This window comes from Corynebacterium sp. CNCTC7651, assembly GCF_021496665.1.
Classification (GTDB): domain Bacteria; phylum Actinomycetota; class Actinomycetes; order Mycobacteriales; family Mycobacteriaceae; genus Corynebacterium.
The window spans coordinates 1,781,367-1,804,466 of sequence record NZ_CP071246.1; the positions used below are offsets into that span (position 1 = coordinate 1,781,367).

Below are 23,100 nucleotides of genomic sequence, written 5' to 3' on the forward strand. Positions count from 1 at the left end.
TGCACACTTTCGGTTGAAACTTGTACAGTGTCGACCGCCAGCTTAGCGCGTGAGCTTACGGTGCGTGACGCGGGACGGCTTCGCCGCCTCCTCGCCTAGGCGCTCAACCTTGTTCTTCTCGTAGTCGCCGAAGTTGCCTTCGAACCAGAACCACTTGCCCTCCTCGATGTTGCCCTCCCACGCCAGGATGTGGGTGCAGGTGCGGTCGAGGAACCAGCGGTCGTGCGAGATCACCACGGCGCAGCCCGGGAACTTCTGCAGCGCGTTCTCCAGGGAGCCCAGGGTTTCCACGTCCAAGTCGTTGGTCGGCTCATCGAGCAGGATCAGGTTGCCGCCCTGCTTCAGCGTCAGCGCCAGGTTCAGGCGGTTGCGCTCACCACCGGAAAGCACCTTGGACGGCTTCTGCTGGTCCGGGCCCTTGAAGCCGAACGCGGACAGGTACGCGCGCGACGGCATCTCGTTCTGGCCGACGGTGATGTAATCCAGGCCGTCCGAGACAACCTCCCACACCGTCTTCTCCGGGTCGATGTTCGCGCGGTTCTGGTCCACGTAGGACAGCTTGACGGTCTCGCCGACGTCCACGGTGCCGTCGTCCGGCTCCTCCAAGCCCACGATGGTCTTGAACAGGGTGGTCTTACCCACACCGTTCGGGCCGATCACGCCCACGATGCCGTTGCGCGGCAGGGTGAAAGACAAGTCCTTGATCAGCACACGGCCGTCGAAGCCCTTGTCCAGCTCGTTGACCTCAACGACCTTGTTGCCCAGGCGCGGCGGGGTCGGGATCTGGATCTCCTCGAAGTCCAGCTTGCGGTACTGCTCAGCCTCAGCCGCCATCTCCTCGTAGCGCTCCAGACGGGCCTTGTTCTTCGCCTGGCGAGCCTTCGGGGAGGAACGCACCCACTCCAGCTCGCTCTTCAGGCGCTTCTGCAGCTTCTGGTCCTTCTTGCCCGCAACCTCGAGGCGCTCCGCCTTCTTCTCCAGGTAGGTGGAGTAGTTGCCCTCGTACGGGTAGAGCTTGCCGCGGTCCACCTCGCAGATCCACTCCGCGACGTTGTCCAGGAAGTAACGGTCGTGCGTAATGGCAAGCACGGCGCCCGGGTAGGTCTGCAGGTGCTTCTCCAGCCACAGCACGCTCTCCGCGTCCAGGTGGTTCGTCGGCTCATCCAGCAGGAGCAGGTCCGGCTCGGAGAGCAGGAGCTTGGCCAGTGCTACTCGACGGCGCTCACCACCCGAAAGATTAGTCACCGGCGAATCGGAAGGCGGGCAGCGCAGTGCCTCCATGGCCTGCTCAATCTTGGAGTCAACCTCCCACGCGTCAGCCGCGTCGAGTTCCTCCTGGAGCTTGCCCATCTCTTCCATGAGCTCGTCCGAGTAGTTGGTGGCCATCTCTTCGGCGATCTGCTCGAAGCGCTGTTTCTTTTCAAAGATCTCGCCGAGGCCCTCCTCGACGTTCTCGCGGACCGTCTTATCCTCCGTCAACGGCGGCTCCTGCATCAGGATGCCAACGGTGGCACCCGGCTGCAGGAAAGCCTCGCCGTTGTTCGGCTGATCAATGCCCGCCATAATCTTGAGCAACGACGACTTACCGGCGCCGTTCGGGCCAACGACGCCGATCTTGGCGCCGGGGTAGAAGGCCATGGTGACGTTGTCCAAAATGACCTTTTCACCGATAGCCCTGCGGACGTTTTTCATCGTGTAGATGAATTCAGCCACGTGAAATCCCCTTGTGAGAAATGCTGGAACAGTTTTCCACAGGGTACATCACACCCCCAGCGGGGGCTGCGGGGCGATTGGCCCGACCACCGCCCGCGCCGGCGCGGCCAATCGCCCGCGTGCCGGTCCGACCACCGCCCAAGTGCCGGTCCGACCACCGCCCGCGCCGGCTAGAACGGGGTGTCGACGCTCCCCTGCTCACCTCCTTCCTGGCCCGCCATCGCGTTGTACGCCTCGTCCGAGAAAGACGGCGCCGCCGCGGACACGGAGGCCAGCTCGCGTTCGCGCTGCTCACGTTCGCGCCGCTCCGCTTCGAAGTCGAAAGTGGCGGAATCGCGAACCTTCATCTCTTCGGATCCCGGAATCGTGTGCGTCATCGTTTCCGTCTTAATGCTGTTGACCTGGAAGTTGGCGAGGTTGAACGCCACCTGCGAGGCCACTAGCACAATCTTCGAGCGCATCACGGCTTCCTGCTTGCCCTCGGCGTTGTAGATGGTCTCCTGCCACGACTCGGTGATCAGTTTGCCGGTCACGGTAACCGGGTGGCCCCGGCGCAGGGACATGCGGCAGTTGTTGGCCAGCTTGCCCCAGCACTTCACGTCGATATACAGGTGGTCCGATTCCACCCAAATCTCCTTGCCGCTGTCATCCTTGTCATCGGTCTTGCGGCGTTTGGAGGCGGCCAGGCGGAAGCGCGTGAGCTGCGTGGTTGACGGCGGGTAGTTGTTGTAAGTCGGGTCCTCGGTCAGGTTGCCCTGGATGGTCACGAATGTTGCGCCCATGGTGAAAGTCCTTTGCGGTTCGTTGGAAAGGTAGTGGTGTTCAAGTGAGCGTCGGAAAGCAAAAGCCCGACGCACCTGCAGCGTGGCACGAACCGCAAGATCGGCCAAGGGCGCGGCCGAGAAGCCTGTGGATAACTGATTAGAATTCCACAGCTTATTGAAAAAACGCAGCTAGTGGCGGGTGTACTGGGAAAGCATCTCGTTGTAGCGGCGCCATTCCTCGTCGTCGGTCTCGTCCGCGATGCGGTCGATTTCGCGGGTCTCGGCGCGGTCCTCCGCAAGCCACTGCCAGAACAACACGCCGAAGACGATCACCAGCGGGAAGGAACCGGACGCCCACGCGATACCGCCGCCCACCTTCTGGTCCGCCAGCAGATCGGGATTCCACGGCAGCTGCAGCGATGTGTAGAACTCTTCCGCCATGACAACGTTCAGCTGCATGAGGTAGACGCCCATGAACAGGTGAATCGGCATGGACACCCACAGCCACGCCAGGCGCACCTTGGCGGAGGAGCGGCCCGGAATCTCGTCCGGGCCGATGAGCTCCCAGAAGTAGAAGTAGCCGGAGACCATGAACACGCCGTTCATGATCACGTGGCCGGCATGCTCCGAAATCATCAGCTCGTACAGCGGAATGAACATGTAGATCACGTAGAAGAAGACCAGGAACTGCACGAGGCTGACCGGCGGGTACGTGATAATCCGTACGAACCGCGAGTGCTGGAAGCTCTCCGCCCACATGCGCGGGTTGAACTCCCCCGCCGGGTACGCCTCGCGCACCAGCGTCAGCGGCGCGCCGAGCACCAAGAACACGGGCACGCCCATTGAGAGAATCATGTGCACCGTCATGTGCGCCGAATAGGACGCAGGCATGTGCAGGCCGATTCCGGAGCTCAGCGTGACGACGACTGTCGCGCAACCCAACAGCCACCACGCCGTGCGCGACACTTTCCACCCCTGCACGCGGCGCGCGAGGTGCAGGTAGTACGCGGCGAGCAGGATCGCGATGACGCTGTAGAGCAGCTCGAAGCGCCACTCGGTGACCCAGTTCGTCCACGTCAGCGGCTCGGCGAGGTTGTAGCCCATCTGGACCTGCATCTGCGTGAGGTTCACTTCGCGCGGCGGGGGCGGAGGGGTGCGCCCCAAGGTCGCGGCAAGCCCCGTCACCGCCGCCATCACCAGCACCTCACCCGCGGCGAGGCGGGTGAACGCGCGCCGGTCGGTGGACAAGCGTGGGATGGTTACCTGCCGGTGCCAAAATCCCAGGCCGCCGAGCACCACCAGCCCGATCACCTTCGCGATGAGCACCCAGCCGTAGTGGTACTGCGTGAGATCCTCGAACCTTACGCGCACCGCGGCGTTGATCACGCCCGAAAGCAGCATCCCCACGTACGCGAACAGCGCGATGCGCGAGTACCTGCGCACCGCCGGCTCCAGGTTCGGCCCCAGCCTGCGCCCGTGCGCCACCAGCGCCATCAGTGCGCCAACCCACAACACCATGCACATGAGGTGCCAGATGAAGGAGTTCGTGCCGTAATCGTGGTTGCCGCCGGTCGCGGAATGCCCGGACAACCCCAGCGGCAAAATCGTCACAATCGCGCCGACGAACAGCGCCACTTGCGGCCACCAATGCGACGCGATGAATCCGCCAAGCGCCACCACCGCGGCAAACGCCGCCACAATCAGCCACACCCGCGCGTCGCTGACCTGGTTCAACGCCGTGTTCCAAGAACCTACGGAGAAAAATACGGTGCTTAGGGGCTGCCCGGAAACGTCGGAAAGCGTCAGCGGAATCATCGCCAGCGCAATCAGCGCGAGCCCAGCGCTCGCCCCCGCCCCCGTGCGCGACGCGATGTGGCCATCCACCGTCAGCGGCGCGCCGTTCAAGCTATTTTTGCTTATCGACGGCGGAATCAACCACACCGAAAACATAAACGACCCCACAGCGAGCGCCGCCAACATCCACGCGGCGCCGCGCAGCGCCGGGAGACCGAACGTGGTGGCCGGGCCGGGATCCGGAATGCCGAGGGCGACCAGCGATTCACCGACGAAAGACTGCGCCACCGCGCCCGCCAACACCGCCGCAACCAATGTCGCCGCGAGGTACAACGGCCACGACGGACGCGCCGCTGCCTTGGTGCGCACTGCCTCTCCCATACGCCTCACCCTACTTTCGCGACGTTTTAGGGCATAACCGGCGGTGCGCTACACTTTTCTATCGTCTGCCTCCATAGCTCAGTGGATTAGAGCAACCGGCTTCTACCCGGTGTGTCGCGGGTTCGAGTCCTGCTGGGGGCGCCATTGTTTTCGCAGGTACGGGGACATTTCTTACCTCCCCCTCCAAGAAGTGGGTACCCTCGGTAGCACCCAAGTAAGCACAACGAAACCGAGGAGGAACCCCCACATGTCTGAGCAGACCAGCCGCCCGCCGAAGAGCGAGGACAGCATCGACCAGCTGGGCGATCCGGATGCCACCCACCAGGTCCAGGAAGAGGCCTCGGCGGACGAGACCGCGAACAACACCGACATCACCGGCAACGGTGCATCCGACGCCACCGAGGAGAAGTAGCGATGACGAACCCGAACACCGAGAACGTTGACAACACCGGCATCGAGAACACTGGTGTCGAGAACACTGGTACCGAGAACACTGGCGTTGAGCCGGGCAGCGAAACCGATCGCCTGCTGGATGCCGCCACCCGCCGCATCGGCAACGAGCCGAACGACGACGGTTCTTTCGGCGACTTCGACCAGGCCGATCAGGATGCCGTTGACAGCCAGCGCGACGTGACCACCGGTGAGCACGGTGCGACCCCGGACCAGCTCCGCACCGATGTCGATCGCACGGATGTTGACCGTGCCGACGTTGACCGTTCGGACGCGGCAGGCACCGATGTTGACCGTGCCGACGTTGACCGTGCCGCGGTTGACAGCACCGACGTGGACGGCGACGGCATCGCCCGCTAAACAGCCGCACAGCGGTACACTTCCCCAACCCGCGCCCCGAGACCCTTGACATCTCGGTGCGCGGGTTTCTACGCTTTCCAGTATGGAAAACAAGGATATTTCGCGTGAAGAAGCCCGCGAGGCACTCGATGCGGTCCATGCCATCGAAAACAGCAACGCGCCCAAGTCGTCACCGGGTGCGGTGGGGTCCGGCGTGATTATCGGACCGTCCGCGCCAGCTACAAGCAGCCGATGCAGGAGGACACGAGCACTACCAACTGGACTTTCGTGCTCGTCCCCATCATCACATTCGCCGTGGCGACGATCCTTCCCCACGGTAATTTGCCCGTCGCGCTGGGCGCGGGTGCCGTGTCGGGTGCGGTCACCGGGTACGCCACCTGGCGCGAAACGAAGCTGCAGAACGGGCGGCAGCCATGAGCGCGCACAACGACGGCGCGCCCGGCGGCAACAGCGACGGTTTCGACGCCGTCATCCACCCGCTGGGTCGTCTGAAGATCTGCGCCGCACTTTTTCATTCCGGCGCAACAGAAACGGCGGCCAGCCGCCAAGAGATGCGCTTCACCGCGCTGAAGGACGCGACTGGGTTGTCCGACTCAGCCCTTTCGAAGCAGCTCAGCGCACTGGAAGAGCACGGCTACATCACCCGTTTCCGCGAGTACGGTTCCTCCCGCGGCAAGGACACCGTCTGGGTCACGCTCACGGCAGCTGGAGTGCGCGCGTTCGAGGGCCACGTCGCCGCGCTGCAGCAGATCGCCGAAGGGTAGGCGCGGGTAGGTTTGAGGATATGGCTTTTCCACAACCGTCGATAAGCGCTTATGCCCTGGTAACGGGCGCAAGCCAGGGCATCGGTGAAGCGATGGCCCGCAAACTCGCCGCTGCCGGCCACAATCTGATCCTGGTCGCGCGGCGCGAAGCAGTGCTCATGCGCATCGCCGATGTGCTCGCAACCACCCACGGCGTGAACGTGGAGGTGTTCGCCGCGGACCTGTCCAAGGAGCGCGACGTGACCGCGCTGCTGGAGCACATCGCGCGCCGCGAGATTTCGATCTGCGTGAACTCCGCCGGCATCGCAAGTTTCGGCCCGTTCCTCACCGCGGATTGGAACTACGAGGTGAACCAATTCAACCTCAACGCCACCGCCGTGTTCCGCATCACGAAGGCGGTGCTGGACCAGATGGTCGCGCGCGGCTCGGGCGCGCTGTGCAACGTCGGCTCCGCAGCAGGCAACTCGCCGATTCCGAACAACGCCACGTACGTGTTCACCAAGGCGGGCGTGAACACGTTCACCGAATCGCTGCACTACGAGCTGAAACCAACCGGCGTGCACTGCACCCTGCTGGCCCCGGGTCCGGTGCGCGAGGCGGAGATCGACGAGGCGGAGCAAACGTTCGTCGATAAGCTTGTGCCCGATTTTTTGTGGACCACCTACGAGTCCTGCGCCGAGGACACGCTGCGCGCGATGCGCGAGAACAAGCGGCGTGTGGTGCCGGGGCCGCTGTCCAAGGCGATGGACGTGGTGTCCACGTACGCCCCGCGCGGGTCGCTCGCGCCGCTGATCGGGTCGTTCTACGCAAAGATGGGAGAGGAACAGCGTGCTTGAGATCGCCGCGAAGGATAATCGCATCGTCTGGGTCGACTTGGAAATGACGGGGCTCGACCCCGCGCGCCACGTCATCGTCGAGGTTGCGGCGCTGATCACCGACGCTGAGCTCACGCTTCTCGACGACGGATTGGACCTTGTCATCCACGCCACCGACGCCGAACTCGCTGAGATGGACGCGTTTGTCACCGAGATGCACACGTCGAACGGGCTGCTGGAGGAGATCAAGGCGTCGCCCGTGAGTGTCGCGGAGGCGGAAGATGCCGTGCTCGAGCTCATCGCGCGCCACTGCGATCCCGCCCACCCCGCGCCGCTGGCCGGCAACTCGATCGCGACCGACCGCGCGTTCATCCGCGCGCACATGCCGCGCCTGGATGCCGCGCTGCACTACCGCATGATCGACGTATCCACCGTCAAGGAGCTCTCCCGCCGCTGGTTCCCCAAGGCGTACCAGAACCAGCCGGAGAAGGGTTTGAGCCACCGCGCGCTTTCGGACATCGTGGAGTCCATTCAAGAGCTGGACTACTATCGACGTTCCGTTTTCACCCCCGCCCCGGGGCCGGACGGGGATGCCCGCGCCGCCGCAGCCGAGGCGCGCGAGAGCTACCAGCGGTTTTTGTAAACGTTCGAGCGCGTACTAAGGTTAATCCCGCTGCTTTCGCAGCGATGGTGGCTGTAGTTCAGCTGGTAGAGCACTAGGTTGTGATCCTAGGTGTCGCGGGTTCGAGTCCCGTCAGCCACCCCGATGTCATCAGTCGCGACATGCTTGACATGTGAGTCGCGACATGGTGGACAAACCGGCGCTCTGGTTTTTGGTTTTCCAGGGTGCCGGTTTTGTTGTTTTTAGGTCAGGGGTGGTTGGCGGGTTAAACGACAAAATGTGTGTCTGGGTTCGGCGTGTCGTGGGGTTAGATGTGGCCTTTTTGGATGCCGATTGAGTGTGTGTAGTTGGTGTCGATAGCGTTGTCGTAGAGGGCTGGTCGTCCGGTTTCGTGGTTGGCTTGGTTCTCGTTGGGGGTCAGGGTGGATACTTTGGCGAGTTGGTCCTGGCCCCAGTTGGACTGCCTGGCGATCTCTACTGGATCGTCAGGCAGTTCCGTTTTCAGATACAGCCACCACTCCAGCATCCGGCGCTGATGCTCACCGGATCTGCCGCGGTGGGTGCGGGCCAGCAGTTTCAGCTGGGCGTTGATGCCGCCTTCCAGGCTGTTGGTGGTGGCTTTGATTCGGCTGACATCGAGGACACCGTTGGGTGGTTCGAGGTAGACGAACAGTAGGTTGTTGCGCCATAGGTGGTTGAGGCTGTTGTAGGCCTTGCGGGTGCGTTCGTGTGTCCACGACCAGGTGCGTTGACGTGTCGCCGGGTCGGTTGTCCACGTTTTCTGGTTCATCCAGTCGCGGTAGATCGTGCCGTATTCATGCAGCTGCGCACCCCACACGGCCGCCTCGTCAAGATCGGTGATCTTGGTGAGGTTGAGCGCGAGCTGATAGATCGCTCGTCCTGCATCGGTGCGCGGGCGTGCGGTGGTGTGCCGGCGCACCACGCGTTGAGCGTGGACAAGGCAACGCTGGATCTTGGTGTTAGGCCAGCATGTTTTGATCGCGCTGGCGGCACCTTGGCCACCGTCGATGACAGCGATCAAGGGTGCGGGGATACGCTCGAGGAGCCTTTGGTAGTCGCGGGTGGTTTCACGTGTGCACCAGTGCCAGGCAATGACGTGGTCCAAGGTGGCGGCCACGATGAGACACCCACCGGCGGTGTAGGTGCCGTCAAGAAAGACCTGGTCGTAGACCCGGCCTTCGTGCCCGATCGTGGGATCGGGGACATCAACTAGCCAGAAGTGTTTAAACCGGCGTTGGAGGGTACGAGGATGACACCCTGCTTCGGTGGCAGTGGTTTTCAAGCTCGCACCGGTCGTGAGGTGTGTGATAAATGCTGCGAAGGCTGCGGCGTTGGTGATATCGGGGCGCTGTTTGGTGGTGGAGGCGCCGCAGGTTTTGCATCGCCACCGGGTGCGGTTGGCGGAGGTCTTTCCGTTGCGTTTCATCTCGCCGCCGCACACTTGGCAGCGGGGTTGGTTCTTCGGCATTGATCAAGCCAACACCGGCCACTACCACACGCTGCTGTCACACCCCGGTATTTCGCCGCCCTCGGGCAGATATAAGCCCCAGGAGCATATACTTTCCGGATTACCCCTGATCATCCCAAACAAACCGACGAATCCGGACACACATTCTGTCGTTTAACCCTGGTTGGCCGTGTTTCCAATATGGTTTTTGGTAGTTGCGGGATGTGTCGATGTAGTGCTCGGTGATGATCTCGCCGGTTTCTTTCAGTGATGTGGTGATGTGGTTGTCGGTGATGACCATGAGGACGGGTTCGCCGGCGTATTTGCGGCTGATGCCGAGTTGGTAGAGTTTGCCGGCGTAGCGGACGGTGACTTTGCCGCCTGGGGTGACGATGTCGTTTCTGATTCGCCATTCTTCTTTGGGGTTGTCGTTGGGTTCGGCTTTCGGGCCGGTGGTGTAGGCCTGTTCGGGGGTTTTTCTGCCGAGTGCTCGGTGGGGGCGGGTGGTGTTGTAGTAGTCGGCGAATTCATCGAGGTAGCGCTGGAGTTGGGGCAGGGTTTCAGCTGGGGGTTTGGCGGCTATCCATTTTTTGAGGGTTTGGTGGAAGCGTTCGATTTTGCCTTGGGTTTGGGGGTGTCCTGGGCGGCCGTTTTTCTGCTGTATGCGGTGGTGGTTGAGGGTTTTTTCGAAGGCGTTGCGCCCTCCTTTGGCTCCGGCTAGGCGGGCGGTGAAGACGAGGCCGTTGTCGGTGAGGGTGGATGCTGGTGGACCGTAGATGGTGATGAGGCGCTCGAGTTCGGCGGCGACGGCGGTGCCCGTGAAGGCGTGTTTGGCGGTGATGGATAGCAGGTAGCGGGAGTGGTCGTCGAGGAAGTCGAGGACTTCGATGCGGGTGCCGTCGATGAGGTAGAGGTGGGTGATGTCTGCTTGCCAGCATTCGTTGGGCATGGCGGCTTCGAATCTGATGTAGGCGCTGCGCGGTTTCTTCTTCGGTTGCGGTGTGACGAGGCCGGCGTCGGTGAGGATGCGGCGGATCGTGGATGTGGACGGCACTCGCATTCCTTGCTGCTCGAGGTGAAAGGCGATGGTGTCGGGGCCTGCGTCTAGGCCGGATTTCACCAGCTCTTTGCGCATGTCGATGATGTGGTTGCGCAGCGTTTTCGGCACTGCTTGTGGGTGGGTGTGCGGGGCGCGGGTTTTAGGCGCAATCGCCTCGGGCCCGCCAGCGTCGTACTTGTACAGGATTTGGTAGACGCGCTGGCGGGAGATGCCGAATCGTGCGGCGACTTTAGCGACGGGTTCGCCTTGGTCGCGCACGGCTTTGACGATGGCGAGGTTGCGGTTGGGGCTGTTCATTGGCCAACGATGGCGCGGCGGATCTGTCTTCCTGCCGCGCCACGCCCACCCGGGCCAGAGGGTGTCTGGGTGTTTGTGTGCGGGGCCCAAATGCGGATGTGTTTTGTCAAGTTGTAGTAGGCCATTTCGGCTCGGTTTTTTAGGCCAGGTCTGCACGGTTTTGGGCCGTGTGAGCGTTGCTGGGGTTTCGGGGCTATTTCATGAGGGCGTTTGCCATGCGGTAGGACTGGCCGGTGAAGGTGATCATGCGGCCGTGGTGGACGATGCGGTCGATTGCGGCGGCTGCCATGTCGTCGTTTCCGAAGACTTGGCCCCATTGGGAAAATGCAAGGTTGGTGGTGATGATCAGGCTGCGTTGTTCGTACGCGTCGGCGATTGCTTGGAACAGAAGTCTTGCCCCGTCGGTGTCGATGGGGATGTAGCCGAGTTCGTCGATGACGAGGAGTTCGTTTTTGCCTAGGGATGCGAGCTCTTTGTCGAGTTTGCCTGCGTGTTTCGCGTTCCGTAGATGGTCGACGAGTCCTGCGGCGGTGAAAAACCGTGCCGGGATGCCTCTGAGACATGCCGCGGTGACCAGTGCGATGGCGAGGTGTGTTTTGCCGGTTCCGACGTCGCCGTAGAAGACGAGGTCTTCACACCCGTTGAGGAAGTCGAGTGTGGTGAGGTGTTCGCGGGTGATGTCGGCGGGCAAGGTGACCGGGGACCAGTCGTAGCTGTCGAGGGTTTTGCGTACCGGGACACGCGCGCGGTGCATCAGGCGCCGCGCTCTTGATGCGGCCCTGGAAGAAAGCTCCGCTTCGAAGAGCTCAATGAGGATGTCGCATTGGCGTGGGGTGGCATGGTCTGCGCACTGGCGTAACACGGCGGTAGTGAGGTAGAGCTGGCGGCCAAGAGCCACCACGCGGTCTTTGTTGTTGGTGGTATCGGTGCTCACTGTGAGGTCACCTCCGCATGCTGTGAGGTGGTTGTGGTGGCAAGGAGCTGGTCATAGGTGGTGAGGTTCGCTCGTGTGTGTTGTGGTGGTGGTGGGGAGCTGTAGCGTGCGGCGATACCCAGATGAGGCCCGGTTGGTTGGGCGTTGGTCTCTAAGAGTGCGGCGGCTGCGGTGACGGTGGCGTCGAATCCGCATTCTGTGGCGGTGGTTTGCGCGTGGGTGAAAAACTCCCGGCGTGTAGCGGTATCCGCCCCGTCGAGGTAGCCCACGACAGCGTCCGGCAGGTGATGGCGAAGCGGTGAGTTCGTCCACGCCCCGGGTTTTTTCGCTAACCCAGGCAGCAAACTCATCGGGTTGATCACCGTCGAGTCTGCGGTACCGAAAACTCTCGGCAATGCGATGATGCGTCTGGTGTCGTCGTCTAAAACGGTGACGGTGTCGTGGGACAACTCCAGCGTGACTTGCCTGTTCGCCCAGGCAGGCCCGACCAGGTAACGGTTGCCGTCTAGGGTGACAACGCCGGTTTTGTCGGTGCGGCGCACGTCGAAACGCACCGGGTTAAACCGCACCGACGGGCACGCTTTGAGCGCTTGCTGATCCTGTTTGAACAGTTCAGCGACCGTGGCTGCCTTCTTGTAGTGGGTGTGGGTAGCAAACGCGGCGCACCCGGACTCCAAGATGGTGTTCAACTCCGCTAGGGAGGCTACTTCCGGCACAGGCACAAGCAGGTTTCGGCGGATGAAGCCGACCGCGTTTTCCACATTGCCTTTCTCATGGCCCGAGTACGGATTGCAGTACCGAGCCTTCGTCCTATAGTGCGCTTTGAACGCGGCGAAAAGCTCCGATTCCACCACTTTCGGGCCGACACGGCGCCCAACGGCGGTCGCGTTATCGAAGACCATCTCAGTCGGCACCCCGCCGGCGGTGTCGATGACATCTAAAAGCCCGGTAATGACGCACTCAGCGGTTTCGCCGGCAAAGGCCCTGCAAAACCTCATATTTGAATACGGAAACGTCACCACCAGAAGGTGCACAACCCTTGCGGCTGACGCCATGATGACTTCTGCCTGGCCGAAATCGACCTGGATGACCCCCGGTGACCATTCCAACTCCATGAACCCATCCCCCGGGGATTTATGGTCCTGTTTCCACTGCTTGACGTAGCGCTGCACCGGTGAATACGAGCCCGTATAGCCATGCTCGTTGATCAGCCGGTCACAGATGCGTTGCGCAGTGTGGCGTTGCTTGCGTGGCATGCGCTGATCATCCTCGAGCCAACCATCAATCACAGCGCACAACGCCTCACCCAGCACGATTGAGCCTGGTTTGCGTGTCTTCACCGGCACGGTTGGGCTGAAATCGTCCTGGTTAACGTACTTATCGACCGTAGCGCGCGACACGTTCACCGCCTTGGCAATCGCTCGTCTGGACATTCCCTCGTCATCGAGCTGTCTGATAGTTTCGATCGTGGTCATGCTGATCGTCATCTACTTTCTGGTCCCTTCCTGAAAACCCAAGTCCCGGACCTCGCGGCCAAACGAAGATGGGACATTTCTCAGGAACAGAAACCTACTGGGGGTGGTTATCGGCATGGCCCTTCCCTTTCTAAAAAGGAGCCACACCAGTCACAGCCACATGGGGAAGTGGCCTAATTTTCCGCGCTGAAACGGACCAAAACAGGCCGCCAACACGGCCTACTTCCCAAGACGAACTGGACCAACTACATCAGATCAGACACATGCGGACGGCAGTGTCAAGTATGTCCCGACTCACCTGTCAACCATCACCCGTCGAAGCGAGGCAGGCCTAAGTGTCAAGGATGTCCCGGCTCACCTGTCAAGCATCACAACCATCGCCGCAGGCACACCGTGTCAAATATGTCGTGAACCCAGACACCGTCAGCCACCCCGACTGGAATCCCGGTCTGCACGAGATCGTGCGGGCCGGGATTTTGCGTTGCTGGCGGGTGCTGATGGCCCCGACAACTCCTTCCTTCCGCACCGCGCTTTGCACCTTGCTTATCGACGCTCAATTCCCCACCCGACCAGGCGATTTCACCCTTTCAAACTACGCTGCTATAGTTCTTCTTCGTTGCCCAGCAGGGCACAGACAAAAGAAAAATGCGCCACTAGCTCAATTGGCAGAGCAACTGACTCTTAATCAGTGGGTTCGGGGTTCGATTCCCTGGTGGCGCACCATAGGGCCAGGCCAGAGGGTATAAATCCACTCTCTAGCCTGGTCCATTTTCATAAAGTGGCCAAAAATTGGCCAGAATGTCGCCGCCACTGTCCCGGACAAACCTGCGAGGAGCCGGCCCGGCGACCACGGTTCATCTCGCGACACGTCTTCCCCGTTCGCGCGATCGCCGGCATGACTCTAGCTCGCGCAAGCGAAACCCAGAGCCCCACGGCGTGGATACCCGACTCGCACTCCATCGTTACGCTCGGCCTGGACTCGACCGTCGCGTCAGAAGACCGCTGTACTCGCCGTGATTGATTAGTGGCAGTTCGATACCCAGAAAGGTGCTCGCGGACGCTGGAGCCAGTATCGGCCCCGGGAAACCCGCGCTTCAGCCCGCCCGCTGCAAGCACAAACTCCTTTCCGCGATCGGACACCTTCACCGAGCGCACGCCGGGGCGCACCGCTGCAGCGGCTCGCCCGCCGGGCTGCGCATGGTGAAGGTGGCACGCGCCAGCTCATCCAGCTCCACGTCCGTGGCGAAGTATTCCGCCTTGCGGCCCTCCGCACAGAACGTGACCACCCGCGCGGTGGTGCGGGAGGCCATGGCGGCAACCAGGTCGTCGGCAACGGATGGCAGCGCCTCTACTAGCTCGCCCTTGGCCAGGGTGCGCGGAGCCCGCGTTGTGCACCACGCCCACCTGCGGCGGGGCGATGCGCGCGAGGTGCGCGATGTGGCCGCGAAACTTACCCCCGCCCAAGAAGCCAATCAGAGGCAATTCTCCTCGACAAACTGCCGCACCTCCGACATGAGCACGAAAAGCGAACCGCTACTGTCTCGCTCGACAGAAATGAGTCCATCACGCACCCATTGCCGCACATCATCCGGTTTGACCTGCATTCGGCGCGCCGCGGTGGCGGCGGAAACCCTGTTCTCGGCGCGCTGCTCTTCCGCCGGTCCATCCACAATCTCACTCATGCGGCGCCGCATTTCGTTGATCGCGATAAGAAACGGCCAAGCCTCTTCGTGTTTCGCGATCGCCGCCGCATGAGACTCAATCCAGCGACACCAACCCGACGGTTCCCCGCCTAACGAATGCTCGGGCTCGATCTCGTCTCGCAGGTGTCGGCACCATTCACGAAGTCGAATCTCGACCAATAGCGTCGTATCCACGACTCGATCGTTCCCCGGCGCCGTCGGCCCGAATGTAGGCCTCATCTTTCGCGCGGTATCAGAATGGCCGCGCATTGTCTTCATTTCCTCGATCGCACCTAGAAGGCGTCGAGCATCCCGTGCAGCCGACGCGACGGCTGCACGCATCTCATTTTCTGAAAGCATCAGACCTCTTCCGTATTTCATCCGTGCCGGCGAATCGCCGGCACTAATTCAAGCCCCACCTGAAAGCTCACCCCGAGCGCCATTCGCTGCATAGCTCACGCCCCGCCCGGGCCGCGAACGGCTGGCGCTACGTTTGCGGACGTTCACCCCGACTTCCCAGTGGCGGCACTAGCGACAGCGGCGCCCGCTGCGACAACAATGCAGTCCACCTAAACGAGCGACGTGCCGCGAGAGGCGACTTCTGCCGCCGCCGCAGCCAATCTGTCGCCCTCTAACTCCCCGCGGTTCTTCGCGGCGCCGTTCCCGCCCGACGCTTGACCGTGGCGCCAGAACGGGGGCGGCGGCACTACCGCGCCACAACTCGCCCGCGGACACCGCGAAGGGAAGCCCCTGGCGCACGCTTCCAGAGTCAAGGCACTAGCCCTTCGGACAGCCTCATTTCGTCCCGTAACCTAGTTCGATCACACCTCAAATCGGTTACGGTTATTGCAGAGGGCGAAAACGCCAGACCCGTAGCCAGCCCGAGCGCCTTTGCCATCGGGGCGGCCCTGGGCCTCTGACCAGGGGGTTTCCCCCAGGGGCCTTTTTGGGTGTGTTCGTTTCTTTCTTTCGTCGTCGGAAGCTGAGGCGCCGTTCAGAGCTGGGGGCGGCGGGGTGCTGGCCAGTGTGCCCGGCATCTGCGACCTGTTGTAGCCGTAGTTTCCGGGCATCGTACTTGTAGGGCTTACTCCGGCAGCTTGGAGGGGCTGTGCCGCTTGCGGGTGGCGAGCCTGGCCGCGATGCGCTCGTTCTCTTCCGGGCTATCCCGGTTGAGGAACAGCTCGGCGTCACTCGCACTGAGGCCATACCGCTCTGCGAGGAGCCGGCGCTGCCAGGCGTTGTCACGGTCGCTTTGTTCGCGGCTTTGGTCCGCCCGCTGGCGCTCGAGCTTTCGACTTTCCCTCTTGGCGCGCTTCTCCCATTCTCGAGCGAATTCGCGCCAGCGGTCCCGTTCGTGCTCGAGCTCTGCAACGCGGTCTGAAAGCTCTTGCAGCTTGTGACCCCGGTGCTCGGCAGCGACACTGTTGGGGTTAGGGGGCATGCTTTCCTCCCTGTGGTTGCCCTGTGAGCGCTAGGCGTCGGGGTCTAGTGGGCGTTGAGCCTTAACTTTGTTGGCCGCTGCGATCTTCTGACTGCGCGCTTCTTTTCGGTCTTCCGCGGTGATCGCCCTGCCGAAGCCCTTGTCGACTTCAACAATGGTCCCGAGTGCGTGAAGCGCGTGTTGACGCTGCCGCAGTTCGTTGAGCGAGGTCACTGGCGCGAGCTCGAAGTGCTTTATGTCGCCGCGCGCGAGGCTGACGAGAAACTCGCTGACATTGCCCGGCTGAGCTGCGGCCGCCGCCTCAAGTTGGGCGTCGTACTCGGCTGGCTCCCAGGTGTCTTCGGTGTGTACCCAGCCGGACGAGTACCGGTGCCGGATGAGCGGGTCAAACTCTCGCGTAGGCCGCGCGAGCGCGGCGCAGGTGCGCAGCTCGAAGAATCGCTGTCGCTGCCGCGGGTCGCCGAGGCCTGCTGATGTGGGGGCAATTGCCGAAAGTGCCGCGAGCGCGCGTCCAGACTTGCGAAGCTCGAGTGCGGCTTTGGGTTTGGTGTCGAGGGCAGTGTCCAGGTCACGGACGTTGCCGAGCTCCTTCACGCTCTTCATGAACAGCGCCGTCATCTTCTGGATGTCGAGTTGATCTAGTATCCAGTCGAATGCCGCCCCGTTCGTGAAGAGGGCGCGCTGCTGCCGGCCTAGCTCCTGCCCCAGGTCGGAGACCTCTGCGACAACTCGCCAGTGCTCTTCCTTTTTCAGTTCTGCCTGCACGAGCGTGTCCCATTCGTCGGCGGGAGCGTGAAGGAAGATCGCGGCGAAGTCGGGGCGGGGTACGCTATCGGCCCATTCGTTGAATGCTTCGAGGCGCTGGCGGATGCGGGCTTCGGGGCGTGGGGCGTCGAGAGTTACGCCCCAGGTCTCTTCGATGAGTTGGATTTGCCCTTCAAATCCGGATGCGGCCGGGATGGTGAAATCGAAGCCTTTAGCTGACATTGTGGTTTCCTTTCTGGAAGTTTGGGGATTAGGGTTTCGGGGCTCGCCGCGCGGGGTGGCGACCGGGGCGGCAATCGAGCGTGATTCATGCGGTCTCCTTCCGTGGTTTCCCGAGTTCGTAGAGTTCGCCGGCCCACACTCCATCCGCCCGCTTTGGGACATTGGCGGAGCACGTCGCGAGCACGGGGCATTTGCGACAGAGGTTTTCGGCGTGGGCAATCCGGTGCTGCTGTTCGGTTTTGGTCTCGCCGGGGTTGGGGCCGCGATCGAACATCGGGGCCTGCCCAACGCATAGGCCGCGGGCCAGGTCTTGCTTGTGCGGTTGTATTTGGGCTGCGAAGTATCGGAGCGCGAAGTTCTCCGTCGCGCCCTCTACCCCGCGGAGCTGTCTCTCAGTCACGGTATCACCTCCCGTCTCTAAGGCATCGACAATCTCATCGGCGAACTGGAAAGCCTGGGTGCGGTTAAGTTCGAGGATGTGGCGGGTGCCGTCTCTTTGCGTCACTGTGACGATGGCGCGATGGTGCCCTTCGGTATGGCGGGCGGTGACTACGACTTCGACGCTGCGCCACCCTCGCCCGCTGCGATTGAACCGTGCTTTCATGCCGCTATCTCGTTCCGGTAGTACTTGCCGCGTCGATCTTTTCGGACGGCGCCGGCGCGGATGAGTCCGTCGAGGGCGTCTCGAAGGTGTTGCCCTGGGTCGTGTTTGTTGAGCAGCTTGTTGGGAAGTGAAGCTTGCACCCGGGCGAGCGAGAGCCCCTTCTCGGCGCTTAGCGCTTCGAGTATTGGGGTGCTTAGCGCTTCGAGCGAGGACAGATCGGCAATGGCATCTGATACTTGGGCCGGGCTGCCGGGCTCGCTGCCGCCGCGGGTATCCGGCGAAGAATCCCCCGAAGGTGCCGAAGATTCCCGGAATAATGCGCGGGCGCCTTCGGGAACCTTCGAGAAGTCGATCGACCATTCCCAGCCGGATTTCATGCCCCGCTTCTCGGTTTTGACTCCGATTCGCTTCCGGGCTTTCTTGACTGCACTGTCGTTGAGGCCGGCGGCACGTGTTGCTTTGAGAACGTCGCTCGCCGGGGCGCTGCCGCCGTTCTCGATGAGGTAGTCGATAACCACAGCTTCGATCTCGCCGCGCTCGTCGTTCGCTTCGTCTCGAGGCGCAAGCAAGTCAGCAGCGGAAATGCTCGTGACACCTCCCCACTCGGCGCGTCCAACTTCCGCAGTCTCCCCCAGATCCACGGGAACGGTGGCGGAAACGATGCGGACTTCGCGCGAGACGGTCTCGCGAGCTAGGTTTCCCTTCGTATTCGTCACAACGAGTGTGCCGTCTTCTTTGGGTGCCACGGATAGCACGCTTCGCGCGATCTGTGACCATGCGATCGAACCGAGCATGAGTTTGCCGGGGTCGGCGCTTTCGCGTTTTCCGAAGTGGGTGAGACCAATGACGGCAATGTTGTCTGCCATTGAAGCGAGAGGTTCGAGAAACTGCCGCACGTCATCGTCGCGGTAACCGTCGAGGGAGCCGTGCATTGCGCTCTTCGCGGCATCAAGCACGACGAGGTGCACGTTGTTGTTGACGAGAGCGCGGGTAAGCAGACCGGTATCGCCGGGAAGGGTGAGCGAGCCGGCACCGCCTGTTTCAGTGGACACCTCGAAGAAGAAGACGTTGTCCAGATTGGCGCCGGCGGCTTGCAGTCGCGGCTTGACCGTAATTGAGGGGCTGTCTTCAGTTGCGAGGTATGCCACGCGCATAGGTCCGCCGGCAAGCTCGCCGCGGGTTGCCTGTGCTGCAATATCGCACGCGATCGTGGACTTGCCGAGACCTTCGCGGCCGGCGAGCAGCGTTAGGGAGCGTTTGGGAATCCAGTTGGGGATGAGCCAGTCTAGGCGCTCGGTTTTGACGCTCGATGCCGGAATGAGGGTGACGCGGCGGCTGTTAGGGCGCTCCGCCAACCTGACTAGCTCGTCCGGGCCGTGCCCGGCTGCGATGTGATCGGTAAGGTCTTTGCCCGCTGCGGCGTGGGTGAGTGACAGCTTGGCTTCGGGTTGCCCAATCGCGACGAGATGGTCGAAAACCTTTCGGGCGCGCTTGTTTCCAGATTCGTCGTTGTCGGCAACGATGATGAGGTCGCGGCCGATGAGGGGCGCCCAGTCGGCTTTGTCGGGTGAAGTTTGAGCGCCCTGTGCCTGGGAGACGGCGGACGCGCCCCAAAACTCGCGGGCGCTGTTGACGTCTTTCTCGCCTTCGACGATATAGACCGGCCCTGTGCCGCTTATTGTCTCGATCCCGTAGAGCGCCCGGACGGCGATGTGCTTGCACTCGGCGCAGTTTTTGGGCGATTTGTTGTGCTTGCAGACTTGCCTGAAAACCTTGTTGGGTAGCCGGCGCACCACGAATCCATCCGTGTACGGATAGCGAACCTCTTTGTTGTCGAACAGGTCGGCCCACGATAGGCCTAAATCGTTGAGAATCCGATCTTTGACTTGCTTCTCGTCCGGTTCGTCGAAGAAGTGAAGCGAGACCTGCTCGCCGTCGTAGAGCGCTGAACCGCCCAAATCGTTCGCGTGACGAAGGCTGTGTCCCGGGGTTTGAAATCGTGCTCGCCGGCCGCTCTCAGTCTCAATCCACGCGAGCCCTTCGGCTTCCACGGCGTCGCGCACTCGCTCGAATGCGTTTCTGCCGTTCTTGTTGGCTGTCACTGTGTGGCTTTCCTTCCTGTGGCCCTGTGTGGTCTTTGCGCGAGCGCGCGGGGATTCGCTTTTTGAATGGGGACTGCCCCCTGTGGCCGCGGCGGGACTCGCACCCGCCTGTCTGCTCGTCGGCCTGCGCCTTAGGTTTAGAAGACGGCTTCGAGTCGATCGATCACCTCGCGGATTTGGCTAGCTGCGCATTCGTCTGTGCAAGAGCTTTCGACGTCGCGTAGGGTTTCCAGCGCGTCGAAGACAGCTAGGTCTTTGTATCTGTGCTCTCGGACGAGCGTTTCGCGCTCTTCGGCGTACGCGCGTCGAATTGGGGCGAGCACTTCTTCGTCGTGCCGCCGGAGCGCTTCTGCCAGCTCTTCAGCGGCGCGGTTTCCGTTACCGTTCATCGAAAACTCCCTTCGTAAGATCGAGGTGAGCGAGCAAATTTTCGGCGTCGGCGACAATGAGGGCGTCTGCCTGGTCTAGAAGCTCATTCATCAGCGTTCAACTCATCCCATGCCGAGATGCCGAGCTTGGCGAGCGTGGCATCGTCTTCGGCCAGAAACGCGTCGAGCAGCTTCTTCACGGTTTCGGTGTCGCCGGCCCGGTAGGCGTCTACTAGCTCGTAGTGCATCTCTGCTTCGCGAGCTTGGCGTCGAGACGCTCGTTCGACCGCTTGTTGCAGGCGAAGTTGCTCTTCTCTTTTGCGTTGCTCTGCCTCTGCGTGGGCGATCTTGGCGCCCACGCATTCGGGGCAAAGCTGAGCGGGGCGCCCTTCGTCACGAAGGTCGAGGTATTCGGCAGCGTCAACAAACAAGCTGCGGGTGGACTGAGGCGCGAGATTGCAATTGCCCCATGTGATGAGGTGGCCAGCGTGCTTGTGGGGTAGGTGTAGAGCAATCGGCTTTGGGGTAGCGTTGGCCGTTGAGATGCCGTCAGCAAGCTTCTCCTCCGCCCCGGTGGTCGTTGGCGCGACTACCGGGGTGCTGTCGTTTGTGAGTCTCATAGTGTGGATTTCCCTTCCGTCCATTTCAGGTATTCGTAGATCGCGACGATGCTGAGCAAGCGCTCCATCTCGGCCCGCTCCTTATCGCCCGCTTTGGCCATGTAGTCGGCGACCGTTATTGCTTCTGTGGCTCGAAGGCGTTGCGCGATAGTTCTCCCCGCGGCAATGGCCGAGTCGGCGAGCTCGTTATCCATTTCAGGCTCCTTATTTCCTTCGGAAGCTGTCGAGGTCGGCGGCGAGAAGTCGTTCGCGGATGGTGGTGACGAGGTTGCCGGTTTGGACGAGGTATTTTGCGAGCCGGTTGTTGTCGTAGATGCCGGCATCGAAGAACTCGCCCAGGGCGACACTGAGCTCGGTGGTGAGTGTGACGTCGATGGTGCTGGTCAGATTGGCGCCGTTCGGAAGTTTGGGGACGGCGGCATTCCTGGCGTTCATGGTCAGTATTTCTCCTTGTGGTGGCTTGTGTGATTGGCTAACGGCTCGTCTAGCAGTGCGGTTCGCGTAGAGGAGCCTTTCTGCGTGGCCACATTGGGCAGGCGGTGTCGATGTTTTTCTCTTCTGCGGGTCTTCACCTTCTTTGGCATTTCGCTTCACCTCTGGCAGGCCACTAGCCCGCTATGCGACGTATCCGTCCTCGAGTCCGTCGAAGCTGCGGTCGACGGCGGAAGAGCGGGTTAAGGGCCGCGAAACGGCGCTCGGGTGGTTGATTCTCTGGCGCGGCACCTTGGAAGACGTCGAGTGCCGGGTGCCGCCGGCAGTGTGCGGCAGTTCCGTCGTGACTGGGACACCATTCGAGTAGACTGCCGGGTCTTCACCGTCTGATCGATCAGACCCGTACTCGTCGCGAATGAGTGCCCTCGCGTTCGAGATGGTGCTGCGGACTGTGCGGAGGTTGCGCTTGCGCCGCTCGTGGGGCGCCAGGTTTCCGTCTTTTAAGAGCTCATCGAGCTTGGTGAGCCCTTCGTTGAGCAGGCTGTCGAGGTGGAGATATCGAAGGGAGTCTGCTGGGGTGCAGCTCGTAGATGATTTCACGGGCGCGTGCTCTAGTGGTTCGGCCCCGAAGGTGGAGCGGTCGCCGCTCGCGGGAATCTTGGAATCTTCGGCACCTTCGGATTCTTCGGCGGAACCTTCGGGCGCAAGGTCTGCCGCATGCTCGACGACGGTATCGAGCGCGGCCACCCAAGTTTCGACCTTTTCCGACTTGATGAGCTCTTGGTTGTCGTAGATCAAGACCAGATAGCCGGGTTCGTTCGCGATTGAGTAAATCTCGAAGCGATCGTTAAGGGCGTCGGCGATTGCACGAGCGGCGTCCAGGTCGATGCCTTCGGCGAATATGCGGGGCTCATCGAGGAAGACTGCGGCCGTATCGCCTCGCTTCTCGATGGTGGGGATGAAAAGCATTGAGCGTTCCTTCTAGCTAGGCGGTGGCGGGTAGCTCGTCCAGGCCGAGCACGTCGAGTAGCGGCTTCTTTGGCACGACGTAGCGGCCGTTGATCTTCAGAACGGGCGCAGGAAAATTACCGGTACGCGCAGCCTCATAGGCGCTGCTGCGACTGATTCCCAGCAATTGTGCCGCTTCCGTGATCGTGATAGTGGCAGTCATGTATCAATCCTTCCCAGTAAGCACAATCTGTGCTGCTATCCCGAACACTACAGATTGTTCAGAATAAGCGCAAGAAATCCGTGTAAAGTTTCCGATTATGAGCACGAAACCGGTCGACGAGACCAAAAGAAGACTCGCGGTGACCAAGCGGCCAAGGAATGGTCCAGCAAGCTAGCAGAGCAATTCGGCCAGGCGGTCAAGTTCTGGCGGGAAAAAATGGAGCTGACTGCTGTGGAGCTGTCGAACCGAACACGCGAGATCGGTTATCCGATTACGCGCGCCACGATCGCGAAGATCGAGAGCAACAGCCGTAATTCCAAAGTCGATGTAGCTGAGGTGTTGACTCTCGCGACCGCTTTGCATGTCGCCCCAATTGACCTCATCTTTCCAGGCCTGCCCGATAGGCGGCACTTTGCAACTCAACGGGTCGAAACGGTTAGTGAACGCGCCCAAGAATGGTTCACATCAAGCCCTAAGTTCGAGGAAGTCCCCCTGTGGCTTAAAGGTGGGCCTCATGCGATGCAGTACGAAAACAGCTTGGAGCTGCGCAGCGCGATCGAGAGATATCACAAGCTAGTTGCATCGATCGAGGAGTTGCCGGCAATGCAAGACGCTGAACCGTTCCTCCTCCTAGAAGGAGACGTCATCGAGCTAGAGGGCGCCGCATTCTACAAAGCACAGGTGCGCTTACAAGCCAGCGCCGTAGCTTCATACAACGGCGATGTCAGCCTTCCGCATTGGTTCGATTGCCTAGTGGAGCCCAAAGATGCCGAGGGGTAGGCCAGCGACAGCGCCC

At 61.6% G+C, this 23,100-nt stretch carries 25 protein-coding genes, 3 tRNA genes and 1 pseudogene; 10 read left to right on the forward strand and 19 right to left on the reverse strand.

Annotated elements, in window-relative coordinates; all coding sequences use genetic code 11:
• Positions 1-42: 42 nt before the first annotated feature.
• The 3 genes from ettA to JZY91_RS08615 form a co-directional block, all read right to left on the reverse strand.
• On the reverse strand, positions 43-1,713 hold the full coding sequence (gene ettA, locus JZY91_RS08605; RefSeq protein WP_234947509.1) for an energy-dependent translational throttle protein EttA: 1,671 nt from the start codon (positions 1,711-1,713) through the stop codon (positions 43-45).
• A gap of 170 nt (positions 1,714-1,883) precedes the next feature.
• Positions 1,884-2,495, reverse strand: a complete 612-nt coding sequence (locus JZY91_RS08610; protein WP_234947510.1) for a single-stranded DNA-binding protein — start codon at positions 2,493-2,495, stop codon at positions 1,884-1,886.
• 171 nt (positions 2,496-2,666) lie between these two features.
• Positions 2,667-4,652 (reverse strand): cytochrome c oxidase assembly protein, encoded by a 1,986-nt coding sequence (locus JZY91_RS08615; protein WP_234947511.1) that lies wholly within the window; start codon positions 4,650-4,652, stop codon positions 2,667-2,669.
• 67 nt (positions 4,653-4,719) lie between these two features.
• On the opposite strand from JZY91_RS08615, the gene JZY91_RS08620 reads away from it, so the two are divergent.
• The 8 genes from JZY91_RS08620 (at position 4,720) to JZY91_RS08655 (ending at position 7,804) form a co-directional block, all read left to right on the forward strand.
• A tRNA-Arg gene (locus JZY91_RS08620) sits at positions 4,720-4,796 on the forward strand.
• Positions 4,797-4,899: 103 nt separating this feature from the next.
• A complete protein-coding gene (locus JZY91_RS08625; protein ID WP_234947512.1) occupies positions 4,900-5,064 on the forward strand; it encodes a hypothetical protein in 165 nt (54 codons plus the stop codon).
• Between the two features lie 2 nt (positions 5,065-5,066).
• On the forward strand, positions 5,067-5,462 hold the full coding sequence (locus JZY91_RS08630) for a hypothetical protein (protein ID WP_234947513.1): 396 nt from the start codon (positions 5,067-5,069) through the stop codon (positions 5,460-5,462).
• A 231-nt stretch (positions 5,463-5,693) separates the two neighbouring features.
• Complete coding sequence (locus JZY91_RS08635) at positions 5,694-5,879, forward strand: hypothetical protein (protein WP_234947514.1); 186 nt, start codon at positions 5,694-5,696, stop codon at positions 5,877-5,879.
• Positions 5,876-6,226 (forward strand): transcriptional regulator, encoded by a 351-nt coding sequence (locus tag JZY91_RS08640; RefSeq protein ID WP_234947515.1) that lies wholly within the window; start codon positions 5,876-5,878, stop codon positions 6,224-6,226. The genes JZY91_RS08635 and JZY91_RS08640 overlap by 4 nt, the downstream gene beginning before the upstream one ends.
• A 20-nt stretch (positions 6,227-6,246) precedes the next feature.
• Complete coding sequence (gene cmrA / locus JZY91_RS08645; protein ID WP_234947516.1) at positions 6,247-7,062, forward strand: mycolate reductase; 816 nt, start codon at positions 6,247-6,249, stop codon at positions 7,060-7,062.
• Positions 7,055-7,684 carry an oligoribonuclease gene (orn, locus tag JZY91_RS08650; protein ID WP_255695741.1) on the forward strand — a complete coding sequence of 210 codons (630 nt, stop codon included), beginning with the start codon at positions 7,055-7,057 and terminating at the stop codon, positions 7,682-7,684. The genes cmrA and orn overlap by 8 nt, the downstream gene beginning before the upstream one ends.
• Before the next feature lie 47 nt (positions 7,685-7,731).
• A tRNA-His gene (locus JZY91_RS08655) sits at positions 7,732-7,804 on the forward strand.
• 166 nt (positions 7,805-7,970) lie between these two features.
• Here the strand turns inward: JZY91_RS08655 and JZY91_RS08660 are convergent.
• From JZY91_RS08660 to istA, 4 genes are all read right to left on the reverse strand, one after another.
• Complete coding sequence (locus JZY91_RS08660) at positions 7,971-9,152, reverse strand: IS1249 family transposase (RefSeq protein ID WP_234947517.1); 1,182 nt, start codon at positions 9,150-9,152, stop codon at positions 7,971-7,973.
• Between the two features lie 100 nt (positions 9,153-9,252).
• Positions 9,253-10,488, reverse strand: coding sequence for an IS481 family transposase (locus tag JZY91_RS08665; RefSeq protein WP_234947518.1), 1,236 nt, complete (start codon positions 10,486-10,488; stop codon positions 9,253-9,255).
• Positions 10,489-10,681: 193 nt separating this feature from the next.
• Positions 10,682-11,422 (reverse strand): IS21-like element helper ATPase IstB, encoded by a 741-nt coding sequence (gene istB / locus JZY91_RS08670; RefSeq protein WP_234947519.1) that lies wholly within the window; start codon positions 11,420-11,422, stop codon positions 10,682-10,684.
• Positions 11,419-12,909: an IS21 family transposase gene (gene istA / locus JZY91_RS08675; protein WP_234947520.1), complete on the reverse strand. Its 1,491-nt coding sequence runs from the start codon at positions 12,907-12,909 to the stop codon at positions 11,419-11,421. Before istA ends, istB begins: the two co-directional genes overlap by 4 nt.
• A gap of 635 nt (positions 12,910-13,544) precedes the next feature.
• Here istA and JZY91_RS08680 point away from each other — a divergent pair.
• A tRNA-Lys gene (locus JZY91_RS08680) sits at positions 13,545-13,620 on the forward strand.
• A gap of 473 nt (positions 13,621-14,093) precedes the next feature.
• On the opposite strand, the pseudogene JZY91_RS08685 reads toward JZY91_RS08680, so the two are convergent.
• From JZY91_RS08685 to JZY91_RS08740, 12 genes and pseudogenes are all read right to left on the reverse strand, one after another.
• A pseudogene (locus JZY91_RS08685) lies at positions 14,094-14,340 on the reverse strand (UDP-N-acetylmuramoyl-tripeptide--D-alanyl-D-alanine ligase); the annotation flags it as partial.
• Between the two features lie 29 nt (positions 14,341-14,369).
• Complete coding sequence (locus tag JZY91_RS08690; protein WP_234947521.1) at positions 14,370-14,774, reverse strand: hypothetical protein; 405 nt, start codon at positions 14,772-14,774, stop codon at positions 14,370-14,372.
• Positions 14,775-15,663: 889 nt separating this feature from the next.
• Entirely contained in the window at positions 15,664-16,020 is a 357-nt protein-coding gene (locus JZY91_RS08695; protein ID WP_234947522.1) for a hypothetical protein, read from the reverse strand.
• Positions 16,021-16,050: 30 nt separating this feature from the next.
• Positions 16,051-17,007, reverse strand: coding sequence for a hypothetical protein (locus tag JZY91_RS08700; RefSeq protein WP_234947523.1), 957 nt, complete (start codon positions 17,005-17,007; stop codon positions 16,051-16,053).
• Between the two features lie 85 nt (positions 17,008-17,092).
• Positions 17,093-17,611, reverse strand: coding sequence for a WhiB family transcriptional regulator (locus tag JZY91_RS08705; protein ID WP_234947524.1), 519 nt, complete (start codon positions 17,609-17,611; stop codon positions 17,093-17,095).
• Positions 17,608-19,713 (reverse strand): AAA family ATPase, encoded by a 2,106-nt coding sequence (locus JZY91_RS08710; RefSeq protein ID WP_234947525.1) that lies wholly within the window; start codon positions 19,711-19,713, stop codon positions 17,608-17,610. The genes JZY91_RS08705 and JZY91_RS08710 overlap by 4 nt, the downstream gene beginning before the upstream one ends.
• Before the next feature lie 137 nt (positions 19,714-19,850).
• Positions 19,851-20,102 (reverse strand): hypothetical protein, encoded by a 252-nt coding sequence (locus JZY91_RS08715; protein ID WP_234947526.1) that lies wholly within the window; start codon positions 20,100-20,102, stop codon positions 19,851-19,853.
• An 83-nt stretch (positions 20,103-20,185) separates the two neighbouring features.
• Positions 20,186-20,701 carry a hypothetical protein gene (locus JZY91_RS08720; protein ID WP_234947527.1) on the reverse strand — a complete coding sequence of 172 codons (516 nt, stop codon included), beginning with the start codon at positions 20,699-20,701 and terminating at the stop codon, positions 20,186-20,188.
• Positions 20,698-20,895: a hypothetical protein gene (locus tag JZY91_RS08725; protein WP_234947528.1), complete on the reverse strand. Its 198-nt coding sequence runs from the start codon at positions 20,893-20,895 to the stop codon at positions 20,698-20,700. The genes JZY91_RS08720 and JZY91_RS08725 overlap by 4 nt, the downstream gene beginning before the upstream one ends.
• A gap of 10 nt (positions 20,896-20,905) precedes the next feature.
• Entirely contained in the window at positions 20,906-21,136 is a 231-nt protein-coding gene (locus tag JZY91_RS08730) for a hypothetical protein (protein WP_234947529.1), read from the reverse strand.
• A gap of 180 nt (positions 21,137-21,316) precedes the next feature.
• Positions 21,317-22,102 (reverse strand): hypothetical protein, encoded by a 786-nt coding sequence (locus JZY91_RS08735; RefSeq protein ID WP_234947530.1) that lies wholly within the window; start codon positions 22,100-22,102, stop codon positions 21,317-21,319.
• Between the two features lie 16 nt (positions 22,103-22,118).
• On the reverse strand, positions 22,119-22,304 hold the full coding sequence (locus JZY91_RS08740) for an AlpA family transcriptional regulator (protein WP_234947531.1): 186 nt from the start codon (positions 22,302-22,304) through the stop codon (positions 22,119-22,121).
• Between the two features lie 231 nt (positions 22,305-22,535).
• Between JZY91_RS08740 and JZY91_RS08745 the strand changes: the two genes are divergently transcribed.
• Entirely contained in the window at positions 22,536-23,084 is a 549-nt protein-coding gene (locus tag JZY91_RS08745) for a hypothetical protein (RefSeq protein WP_234947532.1), read from the forward strand.
• The last annotated feature ends 16 nt before the right edge of the window (positions 23,085-23,100 follow it).

Coding starts and splice junctions, on each gene's coding strand:
- JZY91_RS08610 (WP_234947510.1), bottom strand. CDS start 2,495: ATGGGCGCAACATTCGTGACCATCCAGGGCAACCTGACCGAGGACCCG.
- JZY91_RS08615 (WP_234947511.1), bottom strand. CDS start 4,652: ATGGGAGAGGCAGTGCGCACCAAGGCAGCGGCGCGTCCGTCGTGGCCG.
- JZY91_RS08625 (WP_234947512.1), top strand. CDS start 4,900: ATGTCTGAGCAGACCAGCCGCCCGCCGAAGAGCGAGGACAGCATCGAC.
- JZY91_RS08630 (WP_234947513.1), top strand. CDS start 5,067: ATGACGAACCCGAACACCGAGAACGTTGACAACACCGGCATCGAGAAC.
- JZY91_RS08635 (WP_234947514.1), top strand. CDS start 5,694: ATGCAGGAGGACACGAGCACTACCAACTGGACTTTCGTGCTCGTCCCC.
- JZY91_RS08640 (WP_234947515.1), top strand. CDS start 5,876: ATGAGCGCGCACAACGACGGCGCGCCCGGCGGCAACAGCGACGGTTTC.
- cmrA (WP_234947516.1), top strand. CDS start 6,247: ATGGCTTTTCCACAACCGTCGATAAGCGCTTATGCCCTGGTAACGGGC.
- JZY91_RS08660 (WP_234947517.1), bottom strand. CDS start 9,152: ATGCCGAAGAACCAACCCCGCTGCCAAGTGTGCGGCGGCGAGATGAAA.
- JZY91_RS08665 (WP_234947518.1), bottom strand. CDS start 10,488: ATGAACAGCCCCAACCGCAACCTCGCCATCGTCAAAGCCGTGCGCGAC.
- istA (WP_234947520.1), bottom strand. CDS start 12,909: ATGACGATCAGCATGACCACGATCGAAACTATCAGACAGCTCGATGAC.
- JZY91_RS08695 (WP_234947522.1), bottom strand. CDS start 16,020: ATGCCCCCTAACCCCAACAGTGTCGCTGCCGAGCACCGGGGTCACAAG.
- JZY91_RS08700 (WP_234947523.1), bottom strand. CDS start 17,007: ATGTCAGCTAAAGGCTTCGATTTCACCATCCCGGCCGCATCCGGATTT.
- JZY91_RS08705 (WP_234947524.1), bottom strand. CDS start 17,611: ATGAAAGCACGGTTCAATCGCAGCGGGCGAGGGTGGCGCAGCGTCGAA.
- JZY91_RS08715 (WP_234947526.1), bottom strand. CDS start 20,102: ATGAACGGTAACGGAAACCGCGCCGCTGAAGAGCTGGCAGAAGCGCTC.
- JZY91_RS08720 (WP_234947527.1), bottom strand. CDS start 20,701: ATGAGACTCACAAACGACAGCACCCCGGTAGTCGCGCCAACGACCACC.
- JZY91_RS08725 (WP_234947528.1), bottom strand. CDS start 20,895: ATGGATAACGAGCTCGCCGACTCGGCCATTGCCGCGGGGAGAACTATC.
- JZY91_RS08730 (WP_234947529.1), bottom strand. CDS start 21,136: ATGAACGCCAGGAATGCCGCCGTCCCCAAACTTCCGAACGGCGCCAAT.
- JZY91_RS08735 (WP_234947530.1), bottom strand. CDS start 22,102: ATGCTTTTCATCCCCACCATCGAGAAGCGAGGCGATACGGCCGCAGTC.
- JZY91_RS08740 (WP_234947531.1), bottom strand. CDS start 22,304: ATGACTGCCACTATCACGATCACGGAAGCGGCACAATTGCTGGGAATC.